This is a genomic window from Streptomyces sp. B93, from assembly GCF_018070565.1.
Taxonomy (GTDB): Bacteria; Actinomycetota; Actinomycetes; order Streptomycetales; family Streptomycetaceae; genus Streptomyces.
This window is the reverse complement of the sequence record NZ_JAGPXL010000041.1, coordinates 1-14662: the sequence shown is the minus strand read 5'-3', so window position 1 is coordinate 14662 and position 14662 is coordinate 1. Positions and strand designations below refer to the sequence as shown.

The 14662-nt window shown below is 72.2% G+C and carries 14 protein-coding genes; 12 read left to right on the top strand and 2 right to left on the bottom strand.

Going from position 1 to position 14662, the window contains the following annotated elements; all coding sequences use genetic code 11:
- Nucleotides 1–15 precede the first annotated feature (15 nt).
- Complete coding sequence (locus KBY47_RS28760; RefSeq protein ID WP_210926113.1) at nucleotides 16–2262, bottom strand: cation-translocating P-type ATPase; 2247 nt, start codon at nucleotides 2260–2262, stop codon at nucleotides 16–18.
- A gap of 156 nt (nucleotides 2263–2418) precedes the next feature.
- Here KBY47_RS28760 and KBY47_RS28755 point away from each other — a divergent pair, with 156 nt between their 5' ends.
- The 5 genes from KBY47_RS28755 (at nucleotide 2419) to KBY47_RS28735 (ending at nucleotide 6406) form a co-directional block, all read left to right on the top strand.
- Nucleotides 2419–3366 (top strand): hypothetical protein, encoded by a 948-nt coding sequence (locus tag KBY47_RS28755; protein WP_210926044.1) that lies wholly within the window; start codon nucleotides 2419–2421, stop codon nucleotides 3364–3366.
- A gap of 20 nt (nucleotides 3367–3386) precedes the next feature.
- Nucleotides 3387–4133, top strand: coding sequence for an IclR family transcriptional regulator (locus KBY47_RS28750; protein ID WP_210926042.1), 747 nt, complete (start codon nucleotides 3387–3389; stop codon nucleotides 4131–4133).
- 112 nt (nucleotides 4134–4245) lie between these two features.
- Nucleotides 4246–5310 carry an aromatic ring-hydroxylating dioxygenase subunit alpha gene (locus tag KBY47_RS28745; protein ID WP_210926111.1) on the top strand — a complete coding sequence of 355 codons (1065 nt, stop codon included), beginning with the start codon at nucleotides 4246–4248 and terminating at the stop codon, nucleotides 5308–5310.
- Nucleotides 5307–5480 (top strand): hypothetical protein, encoded by a 174-nt coding sequence (locus tag KBY47_RS28740; protein WP_210926040.1) that lies wholly within the window; start codon nucleotides 5307–5309, stop codon nucleotides 5478–5480. The genes KBY47_RS28745 and KBY47_RS28740 overlap by 4 nt, the downstream gene beginning before the upstream one ends.
- Entirely contained in the window at nucleotides 5477–6406 is a 930-nt protein-coding gene (locus KBY47_RS28735) for a PDR/VanB family oxidoreductase (RefSeq protein ID WP_210926038.1), read from the top strand. The genes KBY47_RS28740 and KBY47_RS28735 overlap by 4 nt, the downstream gene beginning before the upstream one ends.
- A gap of 16 nt (nucleotides 6407–6422) precedes the next feature.
- On the opposite strand, the gene KBY47_RS28730 is transcribed toward KBY47_RS28735, so the two are convergent.
- Nucleotides 6423–7862 (bottom strand): gamma-aminobutyraldehyde dehydrogenase, encoded by a 1440-nt coding sequence (locus KBY47_RS28730; protein ID WP_210926036.1) that lies wholly within the window; start codon nucleotides 7860–7862, stop codon nucleotides 6423–6425.
- A 162-nt stretch (nucleotides 7863–8024) separates the two neighbouring features.
- On the opposite strand from KBY47_RS28730, the gene KBY47_RS28725 reads away from it, so the two are divergent.
- From KBY47_RS28725 to KBY47_RS28695, 7 genes are all read left to right on the top strand, one after another.
- Complete coding sequence (locus KBY47_RS28725; RefSeq protein WP_210926033.1) at nucleotides 8025–8522, top strand: Lrp/AsnC family transcriptional regulator; 498 nt, start codon at nucleotides 8025–8027, stop codon at nucleotides 8520–8522.
- Nucleotides 8523–8541: 19 nt separating this feature from the next.
- Nucleotides 8542–9906, top strand: a complete 1365-nt coding sequence (locus KBY47_RS28720; protein WP_210926031.1) for an aspartate aminotransferase family protein — start codon at nucleotides 8542–8544, stop codon at nucleotides 9904–9906.
- Nucleotides 9907–10116: 210 nt separating this feature from the next.
- Nucleotides 10117–10857, top strand: coding sequence for an ABC transporter ATP-binding protein (locus KBY47_RS28715; protein WP_210926028.1), 741 nt, complete (start codon nucleotides 10117–10119; stop codon nucleotides 10855–10857).
- Nucleotides 10839–12071, top strand: a complete 1233-nt coding sequence (locus tag KBY47_RS28710; RefSeq protein ID WP_210926026.1) for a hypothetical protein — start codon at nucleotides 10839–10841, stop codon at nucleotides 12069–12071. Before KBY47_RS28715 ends, KBY47_RS28710 begins: the two co-directional genes overlap by 19 nt.
- A gap of 106 nt (nucleotides 12072–12177) precedes the next feature.
- Nucleotides 12178–12600 (top strand): VOC family protein, encoded by a 423-nt coding sequence (locus KBY47_RS28705; RefSeq protein WP_210926024.1) that lies wholly within the window; start codon nucleotides 12178–12180, stop codon nucleotides 12598–12600.
- A 26-nt stretch (nucleotides 12601–12626) separates the two neighbouring features.
- Nucleotides 12627–13751, top strand: a complete 1125-nt coding sequence (locus KBY47_RS28700) for an LOG family protein (RefSeq protein WP_210926023.1) — start codon at nucleotides 12627–12629, stop codon at nucleotides 13749–13751.
- A gap of 156 nt (nucleotides 13752–13907) precedes the next feature.
- Nucleotides 13908–14633 (top strand): LAETG motif-containing sortase-dependent surface protein, encoded by a 726-nt coding sequence (locus KBY47_RS28695; protein WP_374103123.1) that lies wholly within the window; start codon nucleotides 13908–13910, stop codon nucleotides 14631–14633.
- The last annotated feature ends 29 nt before the right edge of the window (nucleotides 14634–14662 follow it).

Genomic DNA, 14662 nt, shown 5'->3' with positions numbered 1-14662 from the left:
TGACCACGGACCGCCTCACGCCCCGAGTGCCCTGAACCGCCGCAGCCGCAGCGAGTTGCCGACGACGAAGACCGACGAGAAGGCCATGGCCGCCCCGGCGATCATCGGGTTGAGCAGTCCCGCCGCGGCGAGCGGCAGGGCGGCGACGTTGTAGGCGAAGGCCCAGAAGAGGTTGGACCTGATGGTGCCGAGGGTCCTTCGGGACAGCCGGATGGCGTCCGCCGCCGCCCGCAGGTCACCGCGGACCAGCGTCAGGTCGCCCGCCTCGATCGCGGCGTCGGTGCCGGTGCCCATCGCGAGCCCGAGGTCGGCCTGGGCGAGCGCGGCGGCGTCGTTGACGCCGTCCCCGACCATGGCCACCGAACGCCCCTCGGCCTGGAGGCCCTTGACCACGGCGGCCTTGTCCTCGGGCAGCACCTCGGCGATCACCTCGTCGATGCCGACCTCGGCGGCGACCGCCCGGGCGACCGCCTCGTTGTCGCCGGTGAGGAGGACGGGCCGCAGCCCCAGCGCCCGCAGCCGGGCGATGGCCTCGGCGCTGGTGTCCTTGACCGCGTCGGCGACCTCCAGGACGGCCCGCGCGGCGCCGTCCCAGGCCACCGCGATCGCCGTACGGCCGGACCGCTCGGCCGCCGCCTTCGCCGCCGCGAGGTCCGCGGGCAGGTCGATCGCCCACTCACCCAGCAGCTTCTCCCGCCCGACGAGGACCGCGTGCCCCTCGACGATCCCCTGCACGCCGAGGCCCGGTACGTTCGCGAAGTCCTCCGGCACCGGCAGCGCGGCCCCGGTCCGCTCCAGCGCGCCGGCGGCGACGGCCCGCGCCACCGGGTGCTCGGAGGCGTGCTCCAGCGCCCCGGCCAGCCGCAGCACCTCCGTCTCGTCCTCGCCGTCGGCGGTGTGGACGGCCAGCAGGGTCATCCGGCCGGTGGTGACGGTGCCGGTCTTGTCGAGGACGACGGTGTCGACGCGCCGGGTGGACTCCAGCACCTCCGGTCCCTTGATCAGGATGCCGAGCTGGGCGCCGCGCCCGGTGCCGACCATGAGCGCGGTCGGCGTGGCCAGGCCCAGGGCGCACGGGCAGGCGATGATCAGTACGGCGACGGCGGCGGTGAAGGCCGCGGTGAGTCCGGCGCCGTTGCCGAGCCAGAAGCCGAGCGTGCCGAGGGCGAGCGCGATGACGACCGGCACGAAGACCCCGGAGATCCGGTCGGCCAGCCGCTGGGCCGCCGCCTTGCCGTTCTGCGCGTCCTCGACCAGCTTGGCCATCCGCGCGAGCTGGGTGTCGGCGCCGACCCGGGTGGCCTCGACGACCAGCCGTCCCCCGGCGTTGACGGTCGCGCCGGTCACGGCGTCCCCGACGCCCACCTCGACGGGGACGGACTCGCCGGTGAGCGTGGAGGCGTCCACGGCGGAGGAGCCCTCGACCACCGTCCCGTCGGTGGCGATCTTCTCGCCGGGCCGCACCAGGAAGCGGTCGCCGACGTTCAGCTCGCCTATGGGCACCCGCGCCTCGCCGCCGTCCCGCAGCACGGTCACGTCCTTGGCGCCCAGTTCCATCAGCGCCCGCAGGGCCGCGCCCGCGCGGCGCTTGGACCGGGCCTCGAAGTAGCGCCCGGCGAGGATGAACGCGGTGACCCCGGCGGCGGCCTCCAGATAGATGTTGGCGGCGCCGTCGCCGCGGGCGATGGTCAGCTCGAAGGGGTGGGTCATGCCGGGTGTGCCCGCGGTGCCGAGGAACAGCGCCCACAGCGACCAGAGGAACGCCGCCGAGGTGCCGACCGAGATCAGCGTGTCCATGGTGGCGGCGCCGTGCCGGGCGTTGGTCCAGGCGGCGCGGTGGAACGGCCAGGCGGCGTAGGTGACGACGGGCGCGGCGAGGGTGAGGGACAGCCACTGCCAGTACTCGAACTGGAGCGCCGGGACCATCGCCATGGCGATCACCGGGACGGCCAGGACCACGGCGGTGACCAGCCGCTCCCGCAGCGGCTTCAGCTCGTCGTGTTCCTGCGCCCCCGGTGGTTCGGCCGCCGGGGGCGCCGGCTCGTGGGCGGTGTAGCCGGTGGCCTCGACGGTGGCGATGAGGTCGGGGACGGACACCTCCGGGGGGTACGCCACCTTCGCCTTCTCCGTCGCGTAGTTGACGGTGGCGGTGACGCCGTCCATGCGGTTGAGCTTCTTCTCGATGCGCGCCGCGCAGGAGGCGCAGGTCATCCCGCCGATGGCGAGTTCGACCTCGGTGGTGCCGGGGGCGGTGGTGCTGATCACTGCCTCATCACTCCTTCTCGCGCGTTCCCACGCGCTGGGCGCTCCCTCTTCACTTCATACCCCAGGGGGGTATAAGCTGACTCCTGTATACCCCCAGTAGGTATCCAGGGCAAGTCATGAAGAGCCCGAGCGACCACCACCCAGGAGCCCGCGATGAACTCCCTCACGAAGATCGGCGCCTTCGGCACCGCGCTCGCCGCGACCTTCGCCGCCGCCTACGGCATCGGCAACGCGGTCTCCCCCGTCGACACCGCGCCGGACAAGGCGGCCCACGCATCCGCCGAGCACGCCCCAGCGAGCAAACCGGCCGCCGACACCTCACCCGGCGGCCTCCAGATCGCCGCCGACGGCTACGCCCTCGACCTGCGCACACCCCAGGTGAAGGCGGGCGAGAAGAGCACGCTGCGGTTCGTGGTCCGAGGCGCGGACGGACGCCCGGTCACCGACTACCGGGTCGAGCACGAGAAGGAGCTGCACCTGATCGTCGCCTCCCGCGACCTCACCACCTACCGCCATCTGCACCCCGTACGCGCCGAGGACGGCACCTGGTCCACCACCACCACGCTCCCCGACCCCGGCGGCTACCGCGTCCTCGCGGACTTCACGCCCGCCGCCGAGGAGGAGGGCCTGACACTGGGCGCCGACCTGGCCGTCTCCGGGACGTACGAACCGGCGGCGCTGCCCGCCGCGTCCAGGACCGCCACGGTCGACGGCTACACCGTCGAGCTGAACGGCGACCTGAGCGCGGGCCGGGAGAGCGACCTGACCTTCACCGTCCGCCGCGACGGCCGCCCCGTCACCACCCTCCAGCCCTACCTCGGTGCCTACGGCCACCTCGTCGCCCTGCGCTCCGGCGACCTCGCCTACCTGCACGTCCACCCGCACGAGGAGGCCCACGGCGACGAGACGTCCGGCCCCCGCGTCGCCTTCGCCACCACCGCGCCCAGCTCGGGCAGTTACCGGCTCTTCCTGGACTTCAAGGCGGACGGCGAAGTGCGCACGGCGGCCTTCACGGTGCACCTGGACTCCGGCGCCGGGCAGCCGCGGCCGGAGCCGGAGGAGCACGAGAAGGAGACTCCGGGGTCTACCCACGGCCACTGACCACGGGTGATCCTCGGAGCATGCCCCCGCGTTCCGCGCCCGACCGGCTGCTCGCGGTGCTCGACGCCTTCGACCACGACCACCCGGCCCTGACCCTGACGGACATCAGCCGCCGCGCGGGACTACCCCTCACCACCGCGCACCGGCTGGTCGGCGCCCTCACGGCGTGGGGCGCGCTGGAACGCGACCCGTCCGGCGTCTACCACATCGGACTGCGCCTGTGGGAGGTGTCGGCGCTGGCCCCCCGCGGCCTGGCCCTGCGCCAGGCCGCGCTGCCGTTCCTGGAGGACCTGTACGAAGCCACCCACGAGAACGTGCAGCTGGCGGTCCGCGACGGCACCGAGGTGGTCTACATCGAGTGGATCTCGGGCCGTTCGGCGGTCGGCGTCCGCATCCAGGTCGGCGCCCGCTGGCCCCTGCACGCCACCGGCGTCGGCCTCGCCCTGCTCGCCCACACCGACCCGGAGTTCCAGGCGGCGTACTGCACCGGACCCCTGCCCGCGTTCACCACCCACACCGTCACCGACCCCGCGCTGCTGCGCCGCATGCTCGCCGAGGTCCGCCGTACCGGCTGCGCGGTGAGCGTCCGTCAGATCACCGACGACGCCCTGTCGGTGGCGGCGCCGGTACGCGGGGCGGGCGGAGCCGTGGCGGCGGCCGTCTCGGTCGTGGTCCCGGCCGACGACACACAGGTCCCGGCACTGATCCCGGCGGTACGGCTGGCAGCCCGCGGCATCTCCCGGCGGCTGGGGTGGCGACCCGCCTGAGGCCAGGGGGCCATCTCCCTGCCGCCCCCCTTCCGTGGGACGGAAGCGGCATTGCGATCCCCCACCCCCCGTCCCGACCATGACCGCACCACCGACGACGGGAGCCGCGCCCATGCCGCACATGACCGCCTTCGCCCGCAACCAGTGGTACGTCGCCGCCTTCGCGCACGAGGTCGGCCGTGGCCTCCTCGGCCGTACGGTCCTCGGCGAGCCGGTCGTGCTGTACCGCACCGAGACCGACGGCACCCCGGTCGCGCTCGCCGACCGCTGTGTGCACCGCCGCTACCCGCTCTCCGCGAGCGGTCTGGACGGCGACCGGATCGTCTGCGGCTACCACGGCTTCACCTACGACACCACCGGCGCCTGCGTCTACGTGCCCGGCCAGCGGCGCGTCCCGCGCACGGCCCGGGTCGCCGCCTACCCGGTGGCCGAGGTGGACTCGCTGGTCTGGGTCTGGATCGGGGACCCGGCCCTCGCCGACCCGGCGACGATCCCGCGGGCCCCGCACCTCGACGCGCCGGGCTGGGTCACCGTGCGCGGGATGGAGCCCATCGCCTGCGACTACGGGCTCCTCGTCGACAACCTCCTCGACCTCTCCCACGAGACCTATCTGCACGGCGGCCACATCGGCACCCCCGAGGTCGCCGAGACGCCGATCACCACCGAGGTCGACGAGGGCGCCGGGATCGTACGGGTGAGCAGGCACATGGACGACGCCGAGTGCCCGCCGTTCTACGCCCGTTCCACCGGCATCGACGGGCGGATCATGCGCTGGCAGGACATCGAGTACCACGCGCCCTGTCTGTACCTGCTGCACAGCCGGGTCGCCCCGGTGGGGGTGCTGCCGGAGCCGGACGGCAGCGATCCGGACGCCTTCCACACGGAGATCACGTACTGCATCACCCCGTCCGCCGACGGCGAGGTGTACGACTTCTGGGCGGTCTCGCGGGACTGGGCGACCGACGACGCCGAGGTCACCGAGTTCCTGCGGAGCGGCAACCACACGGTGGTCATGCAGGACGTCGACGCGCTGAACCTGCTCCAGCGGACCCTGGGCACCGAGCGCGCCGGGTACCAGGAACTCAGCATCAACATCGACACCGGCGGTCTCGCCGCCCGCCGTATCCTCGCCCGGCTGGTGGAGGAGGGCGACAAGCCCGTGGAGCGGGTCAGGTGACCGCGCCGACGACCGGCGAGGTCTACCGCGTCGACTGGCTGCCGGGCACCGACCTCCTGCACGGCACCTGCCACTGCGGCGCCCAGCACACCGCCGAGGACCCGGTGACCATGTGGGAGTGGATGCTCGCCCATCCCGAGGGGCACCGGCCCCGGGGGACGGCCGTATGACGACGTACGAACTCCTCGTCGAACGGCGCGAGTGCGCGGCGGACGGGGTGGTCGCCCTCACCCTGCGCCACCCGCGGGGCGGACCGCTGCCCGCCTGGACGCCGGGCGCCCACGTCGACGTGCTGCTCGGACCCGGTCTCGAGCGGCAGTACTCGCTGTGCGGCGACCCCGCCGACCGGTCGGTGTGGCGGATCGCCGTGCTGCGGGAGGCGGACGGGCGCGGCGGATCGGCGTATGTGCACACCGGGGTGCGGCCGGGCACCCGGCTGCGGCTGCGCGGCCCGCGCAACCACTTCGCCCTGGAACCGGCCGCCCGCTACCGCTTCGTCGCGGGCGGCATCGGCATCACCCCGATCCTGCCGATGCTGGCGGCGGCCGACCGGGCGGGCGCGGACTGGACGCTGCTGTACGGCGGACGGACCCGGGCGTCGATGGCGTTCACCGGGGAACTGCGCCGCTACGGGAACCGGGTCACCCTGCGCCCCCGGGACGAGGCCGGTCCGCTGGACCTCGCCCCGGTCGTCGACGACCTGCCCGAGGGCACCCTCGTCTACTGCTGCGGCCCGGGCCCGCTGCTGGACGCGATGGAGGAGCGGTGCCCGGCCGGAGCGTTGCGCGTGGAGCGTTTCCGGCCGACGGAACAACGGGACGGCTACGACGGGGAGTTCGAGGTCGTCCTGGCCCGCACCGGCCGGACGGTGGGCGTCCCGGCGGGCGTCTCCGTCCTGGAGGCGGTGCGGGCGGCGGGCGTCGAGGTGCTGTACTCCTGCGCCGAGGGCACCTGCGGCACCTGTGAGACGGACGTCGTCGAAGGCGTCCCCGACCACCGTGACTCGGTGCTCACCGGGGCCGAGCGGGCAGCGGGCGACACGATGATGATCTGTGTCTCCCGCTGCCGGGGACGACGGCTGGTCCTCGATCTGTGAGGCCGGTAAGGCCGACTCAGCCGTCCAGCGACGTCATGACGTGCTTGATGCGGGTGTAGTCGTCGAAGCCGTACCCCGACAGGTCCTTGCCGTAGCCGGACTTCTTGAAGCCGCCGTGCGGCATCTCGGCGACCAGCGGGATGTGGGTGTTGATCCACACACAGCCGAAGTCGAGCTTCTTGGACATCCGCATGGCACGGGAGTGGTCCTTGGTCCACACCGAGGAGGCGAGGGCGTACTCGACGCCGTTGGCCCACGCGACGGCCTGGTCCTCGTCGGTGAAGGACTGCACGGTGATGACCGGTCCGAAGACCTCGTTCTGGATGATCTCGTCGTCCTGCTTCAGGCCGGAGACGACGGTCGGGGCGTAGAAGTAGCCCTTGTCGCCGACCTGCTGGCCGCCCGCCTCGACCTTGGCGTGCGCGGGGAGGCGCTCGATGAAGCCCGCGACCTGCTTGAGCTGGTTGGGGTTGTTCAGCGGGCCGTAGAGGACGTCCTCGTCGTCGGGCTGGCCGGTCTTCGTCTCGGCGGCGGCCTTGGCGAGCGCGGCGACGAACTCGTCGTGGATGGACTCCTGGACGAGCACGCGGGTGGCGGCGGTGCAGTCCTGCCCGGCGTTGAAGTAGCCCGCGACCGAGATGTCCTCGACGGCCTTGGCGATGTCGGTGTCCTCGAAGACCACGACCGGCGCCTTGCCGCCCAGCTCCAGGTGGACGCGCTTGACGTCCTTGGCGGCGGACTCGGCGACGGACATGCCCGCGCGCACCGAGCCGGTGATGGAGGCCATCGCCGGGACGGGGTGCTCGACCATCATGCGGCCGGTGTCGCGGTCGCCGCAGACGACGTTGAAGACGCCCTTGGGCAGGATCGAGCCCAGGATCTCCGCGATCAGCACCGTGGAGGCCGGGGTGGTGTCGGACGGCTTCAGCACGACCGTGTTGCCCGCGGCGATGGCCGGGGCGAACTTCCACACGGCCATCATCATCGGGTAGTTCCACGGGGCGACCTGGGCGCAGACGCCGACCGGCTCGCGGCGGATGATGGAGGTCATCCCCTCCATGTACTCACCGGCCGAGCGGCCCTCGAGCATCCTGGCCGCGCCCGCGAAGAAGCGGATCTGGTCGACCATCGGCGGGATCTCCTCGGAGCGGGTGAGCCCGACGGGCTTGCCCGTGTTCTCCACCTCCGCGGCGATCAGGTCCTCGGCGCGCTCCTCGAACGCGTCCGCGATCTTCAGGAGGGCCTTCTGCCGCTCGGCGGGGGTGGTGTCACGCCACGCGGGGAACGCGGCCTCCGCGGCCGCCATGGCGGCGTCGACGTCGGCCTGCCCGGACAGCGGCGCTGTCGCGTACGCCGCACCGGTGGCCGGGTTCACCACCTCGGTGGTCCGTCCGTCGGCGGCGTCCCGGAACTCTCCGTCGATGTAGTTGCGCAGACGACGCAGTTCGGTGGTCACTGCCGGCCCTCCTGTCGATGTCCATTCCTTGAGATGCCCACCCTAAACGGTACGCCGACGGTTTCAACAGCCCCCAACCCGCCAGATCTGCGAAATCCGCAAGCTGCAATCTCGTAAACAACGAATTTCATCGATCACGCCTTGCGAAACTGTCGAGTCCTCGTGCAAAGTGAGCGCGTGGCCAGTCGAAGCGCAGAGCAGAGGAACGGCAGCCCCCAGCTGGACGCCGTCTCCCTCGCCATCATCGAACAGCTCCAGGAGGACGGCCGCCGGCCGTACGCGGCCATCGGCAAGGCCGTGGGCCTGTCCGAGGCGGCCGTGCGCCAGCGCGTCCAGAAGCTGCTCGACCAGGGCGTGATGCAGATCGTCGCCGTGACGGACCCGCTGACCGTGGGTTTCCGCAGGCAGGCGATGGTCGGCATCAACGTCGAGGGCGACACGGAGTCCGTGGCCGACGCGCTGACCGCCATGCCGGAGGTGGAGTACGTGGTGATGACCGCGGGCTCGTTCGACGTCCTCGCCGAGATCGTCTGCGAGGACGACGACCACCTGCTGGACGTCATCAACAAGCGCATCCGGTCGCTGCCCGGCGTCCGGTCCACCGAGAGCTTCGTCTACCTCAAGCTCAAGAAGCAGACCTACATGTGGGGAACCCGATAACCATGAGGACCCGATAACCGTGAGCAGCAAGGACCTCAGTCGCACCGCGTACGACCACCTGTGGATGCACTTCACCCGCATGTCCTCGTACGAGAACTCCCCCGTCCCGACCATCGTCCGGGGCGAGGGCACCTACATCTACGACGACAAGGGCAGGCGCTACCTCGACGGTCTCGCGGGCCTGTTCGTGGTCCAGGCCGGTCACGGCCGCACGGAACTCGCCGAGACCGCCTCCAAGCAGGCCCAGGAGCTGGCGTTCTTCCCGGTGTGGTCGTACGCCCACCCCAAGGCCGTGGAGCTGGCGGAACGGCTCGCGCACGAGGCGCCCGGCGACCTGAACAAGGTCTTCTTCACCACCGGCGGCGGCGAGGCCGTCGAGACCGCCTGGAAACTGGCCAAGCAGTACTTCAAGCTGGTCGGCAAGCCCACCAAGCACAAGGTCATCTCGCGCGCGGTCGCCTACCACGGCACCCCGCAGGGCGCCCTGTCCATCACCGGCCTGCCCGGTCTGAAGGCCCCCTTCGAGCCGCTGGTCCCCGGCGCCCACAAGGTCCCCAACACCAACATCTACCGCGCCCCGCTCTTCGGCGACGACCCCGAGGCCTTCGGCCGCTGGGCCGCCGACCAGATCGAGCAGCAGATCCTCTTCGAGGGCCCGGACACGGTCGCCGCGGTCTTCCTGGAGCCGGTGCAGAACGCGGGCGGCTGCTTCCCGCCCCCGCCCGGCTACTTCCAGCGGGTCCGTGAGATCTGCGACCAGTACGACGTGCTGCTCGTCTCCGACGAGGTCATCTGCGCCTTCGGCCGCCTCGGTACGACCTTCGCCTGCGACAAGTTCGGCTACGTGCCGGACATGATCACCTGCGCCAAGGGCATGACCTCGGGCTACTCCCCGATCGGTGCCTGCATCATCTCCGACCGCCTGGCCGAGCCGTTCTACAAGGGCGAGAACACCTTCCTGCACGGCTACACCTTCGGCGGCCACCCGGTCTCCGCGGCCGTCGGCCTCGCCAACCTCGACCTCTTCGAGCGCGAGGGCCTCAACCAGCACGTCCTCGACAACGAGGGCGCCTTCCGCGCCACCCTGGAGAAGCTGCACGACCTGCCGATCGTCGGCGACGTCCGCGGCAACGGCTTCTTCTACGGCATCGAGCTGGTGAAGGACAAGACGACCAAGGAGTCCTTCAACGAGGAGGAGACGGAACGCGTCCTGTACGGCTTCCTCTCCAAGGCCCTGTTCGACAACGGCCTGTACTGCCGCGCCGACGACCGTGGCGACCCGGTCGTCCAGCTCGCGCCGCCGCTGATCTCCAACCAGGAGACCTTCGACGAGATCGAGCAGATCCTGCGCGCCACGCTGACGGAGGCGTGGACGAAGCTGTGACCGTCCCGGTCGCGCTGTGATCATCTGACCGTGTGATCAGATCCCGGCCCCGGGCCGCCGTTCGAGTGAGAAACGGCGGCCCGGGGCCGTGTGCTGTCCGGGCCCCGGGCGCCCACTGCCTAGCGTGCCAGTGACCGATCGGCCCTGCCTTCGTTCCCCCGCACGGGGGAACGGCACGGGAACTACGGATCTGAACCGAGGTGTACGCCCATGGAGGCTCCGCCGGACAACGACGTGCTCTGGGCACGGTCCCTGCACCACACCCACGCCGACGGCTCCCCCGGGCTGCACGGCGTCTCGCTCGGCGTCCGCGAGGGCGAGATCCTCGCCGTCGGCGGCCCGCGCGGCAGCGGCAAGAGCACCTTGCTCCACTGCCTCTCGGGCCTGCTGCGGGCCCAGCGCGGCGAGGTCTGGTTCAACAGCGTCCCCGTGCACACCATGGGCCACCTCGCCCGGGAACGGCTCCGCCGCGACCGGTTCAGCTGGATCGACCCCGCCCCCACCCTCGTACCGGAACTGAACGTCTGGGAGAACGCCGCCCTGCCCCTGATGCTGCGCGGCACCGGCCGCCGCCGCGCCAAGGGCGCCGCCCTGGAGTGGCTGGAACGCCTCGACGTCGGCCACGCCGCCCGCAAGCGCCCGCACGAACTCCCGCTGGCCGCCCGGCAACGCGTCTGCCTGGCCCGCGCCCTCGCCCCGGCGCCCACCGTCCTCTTCGCCGACGAGCCGACGGCGCCCCTGCACCGCGCCGACCGCGCCCATGTCCTGCGCACCCTCACCACGGCCGCCCGCTCGCACGGCATCACGGTGATCCTCGCGACCCACGACGCGGAGACGGCGGCGCTGGCGGACCGCACGGTCTCGCTCCTCGACGGACGCCGGGTGAACACCGTCCACCTGCCCCCGGTCACCGAGACGGAAGGCCGGGCCGCGTGCTCGCTCTCCGCCTGACCCGCGGCGCCCAGCCCGCCGTACAGCTGCGCCGCCTGCTGGTGGCGGCGGCCTCGGCGGGCACGGGCTTCCTCCTGCTCTGCGCCCTCGGCCACGCCCTGGGCCACCCGCAGGACACGACCGCCTCGCTGCTGCGCCTCGCCTGGTGCGTGCCCCCGCTGGCCGCCACGGTCCACTTCGCCGTCGCCGTCGCCCGCACCGACCCGGGCACCAGCCCCCGCCCCGGCCTCTCCGCCGTCGGCCTGGGCCCGGCCCGCCTGATGCTCGTCTCCGCCACCACCACCACCACCCTCGCCACCACCCTGGGCTCCGCCCTGGCCCTCCTCCTCTTCCTCCACCTCCGGGGCGACCTGACGGGCACCCCCTTCACCGCCCTCGGCACGGACTTCCTGGCCACGGCCCAGCCGTTGCCCGTCCCCGCCACGGTGACCCTGCTGTCCGTGGTCCCGCTGACGGCGTCGACGGCGACGGCCTGGGCGCTACGCCCGCACGAGCCCGCGGGCAGTCGTGCCGCCGGGGTGGCTCCCGACCCGCGGAAGGACGGCACCCCGCCGGCGCCGGACCGCGCGACCCGCCCCCCAGCGGCAGCCCCCCGCACCGAACAGGCCAACCCGCTCACCACCCTCCCCTGGGGCTTCACCCTCCTCGCCGCAGGCCTCGCGGTGGAGACCTACGCGGCCCATGCCAAGACCACCACCCCCGTCACCCTCCCCGGCGGCCTCACCGCCAGCCCCACCGGCATCCTCACCGGCTGGATCCTCACCGCCCTGGGCCTGGCCCTCACCGGCCCCGGCCTCACCCACCTCACCGGCCGCCTCCTCCAGACCGCGAACCCCGGCGCCCTCCGCCTCCTCGCGGGCCGCGTCCTCATGGCCGAGGCCCCCAGGATCGGCCGCCCCCTGGGCGTGGTCTGCGCGGTGGTCTCCGCCGCCTACGCCACGACCGCCCTCTACGACACCTCCGCCCCGCCCTTCGGCCCCCTCACCACCCTCGGCGCCCTCCTGGTCACGGGCTGCACGGTGGCCACGCTCCTCACCTCCGCCGTGGAGGCGAAGCACGCCCGCGCCGACATCACCGGCGCCCTGCTCCGCCTCGGCGCCCCGGCGACGACCCTCCGCGGCGCCGCCACCCTGCGCACCGCCGCCCTGCTGGCGGTCTTCGCCCCGCTCACCCTGCTGGTGGCGGAGCTGGCGACGCAGCCACTGCGGGCCTGAGCAGACCGAGAAGACCGAGAAAAAAAGTTCCCGAAGACCGATGAGTCCGCGAGCCCCCCGGCGTCTATCCCCACGAACACGATGGAACACACCGAGGGAGACCCCCATGGCCACCACCGCCCCGTACCAGCAGATGATCTTCGTCAACCTCCCCGTGAACGACCTCGACGCCTCGAAGAAGTTCTTCACGGAGCTGGGCTACACCATCAACGCCCAGTTCAGCGACGAGAACGCCGCCTCGGTCGTGATCAGCGAGACCATCGTGGCGATGCTGCTGACCAAGCCGTTCTACGCGACCTTCACCGACAAGGAGATCGCGGACGCCACCAAGTCCAGCGAGGTGCTGATCTGCCTGAGCGCCGAGAGCCGCGACAAGGTCGACGAACTCGTCGAGAAGGCCGTCGCCGCCGGTGGCACCGCCTCCGACAAGGTCCAGGACATGGGTTTCATGTACGGCCGCGCCTTCGACGACCTCGACGGCCACACCTGGGAGGTCGTGTGGATGGACCCGGCCGCGGTGCAGGGCTGACGCACCCTGGTGCCTAGCATGGGCGCGTGCAGACGATGCCCGCCCATGCGGCCCACCACCACGACCGTGAGATAGAGACCCTGGAGGAGTTCGACGCGACGGTCGCCGCGCGCGGCTCGCTCGCCGGATACCGGGTCCAGGCCGTCGACCTGACGGACCGTACCCGCGAACTGCTCACCACGACCACCTCGGGCGCCGTCTTCCTCGGCTGCCCGATGCGCGACAACGCGGCCGCGAAGGTCCGCGCCGACGGCGCCCTGGTCTTCCCGCCCGTACCCGGCCTGCCGTTCGACCCGTACCGCGGCCTGGTCTACTCGCCCGACGAACTCTTCGCGTCCCTCGCGGACGGCGGCTACGAGGCCACCCCCGACGCCCGCGCCTACGACTGGTTCCAGCGGACCAAGGCGGACCGGGACATCTACGCCTCCACCCTGCGCGCCGTCCACGACGACGCCATCTCCGACGCCCTGGACGAACTCCTCCTCGGCGCCCGGGTGGTGGGCGTCATGGGCGGCCACGCCATGGCCCGCGGGACGGAGGCGTACGCCGGTGCCGCCCGGCTCGGCCGGGAACTCGCCCGCGCCGGACTGACCGTGGCGACCGGCGGCGGCCCCGGCGCCATGGAGGCCGCGAACCTGGGCGCGTACGCCGCACCGCACGACGACGCGATGCTCCCGGAGGCCCTCGAACTCCTCGCCAAGGCACCGGGGTTCACCCCGTCCATCACGGACTGGGCGCGCACGGCCTTCGAGGTGCGCGCACGCTGGCCGCGCGGCGGCCGCTCGGTCGGCATCCCCACCTGGTTCTACGGCCATGAGCCGCCCAACCCGTTCGCCTCGCACCTCGCCAAGTACTTCGCCAACGCCACGCGCGAGGACGGCCTGCTGGCCCGCTGCACCGCGGGCGTGATCTATCTGCCGGGCGCCGCCGGGACCGTACAGGAGATCTTCGACAACGCGACCCCGAACTACTACGAGTCGCGCGGGGAGCCCACGCCCATGGTGCTGGTGGACCGCGCGCACTGGACGGAGCGGCTGCCCGCCTGGCCACTGCTGCGGTCGCTGGCCCGGGAGCGGTCGATGGAGGCTCAAATAGCGCTGGTTGACCGGATCGAGGAGGTTCCGGAGGCGTTGAAACGTCTCGGCGGTTAATAAGCGGGCAAAGCCAACGGCGGTGGGACACCCGTGCATTGACACTGCTTATGGAGCGCTTATAGACCTGTGAGTTCCGGGGGGTGATGGACGTGCCCTCAGCGGCGCCCCACATCCCCCTCAACCCCCCTCATTTGCAACTCGAGAAGGACAAACGTGTCCATAATCCGCCGCAACGCACGCAGTAACGCCAGCCGGCTCACCGGCCGTTCCGTGCGCGCCCTCGGTGTCGCCGCCGCCTCCACCGCGCTGGTGCTCGGTGTCACGGGCAGCGCGCTCGCCTGTGACATCAGCGAGTTCTCCGCCGCCGCCGAGTGCGACGGCGCCAAGGGCGTCATCACGGTCACCGACAAGGACCCGACCGGCGTCCCGGCGACCGTCACCGTGTACCTGCAGAACAACGGCGCCGACGAGCGCAAGGTCGGCAGCCAGGAGGTCAAGGGCTCCCGCGAGGGCGTCACGATCACCTTCGAGGAGGACTGGGAGCCGGGCGCCACCTACCGCGTCCACGTCAAGGCAGGCAACCAGGTCGACGAGGACATCAAGCCCCACCTCACCACCCCGGCCACGGGCTGCGCCGACGACGACACCCCGACCCCGACCCCCTCGGAGTCCTCCCCGGAGCCGTCCGACACGCCTTCCGAGACCCCCTCGGAGAGCAGCCCGGCGACCCCGTCGGCCCCGGCCGAGGAGACCACCACCGCCCCCGCGGACACGGCGAGCAACGCGCCCTCCCCGGCGGCCGGCAAGTCCAACCTCGCCGAGACCGGCGCCAACTCCAACACCGGCATGATCGCCGGGATCGCGGGTGCGCTGGTCCTCGTCGGCGGCGGAGCGGTCTTCTTCGGCATGCGCCGCCGCAACGGCAACAACAACGGCTGACCGACCGCCGTACCCGAGGGGCGGGGGGG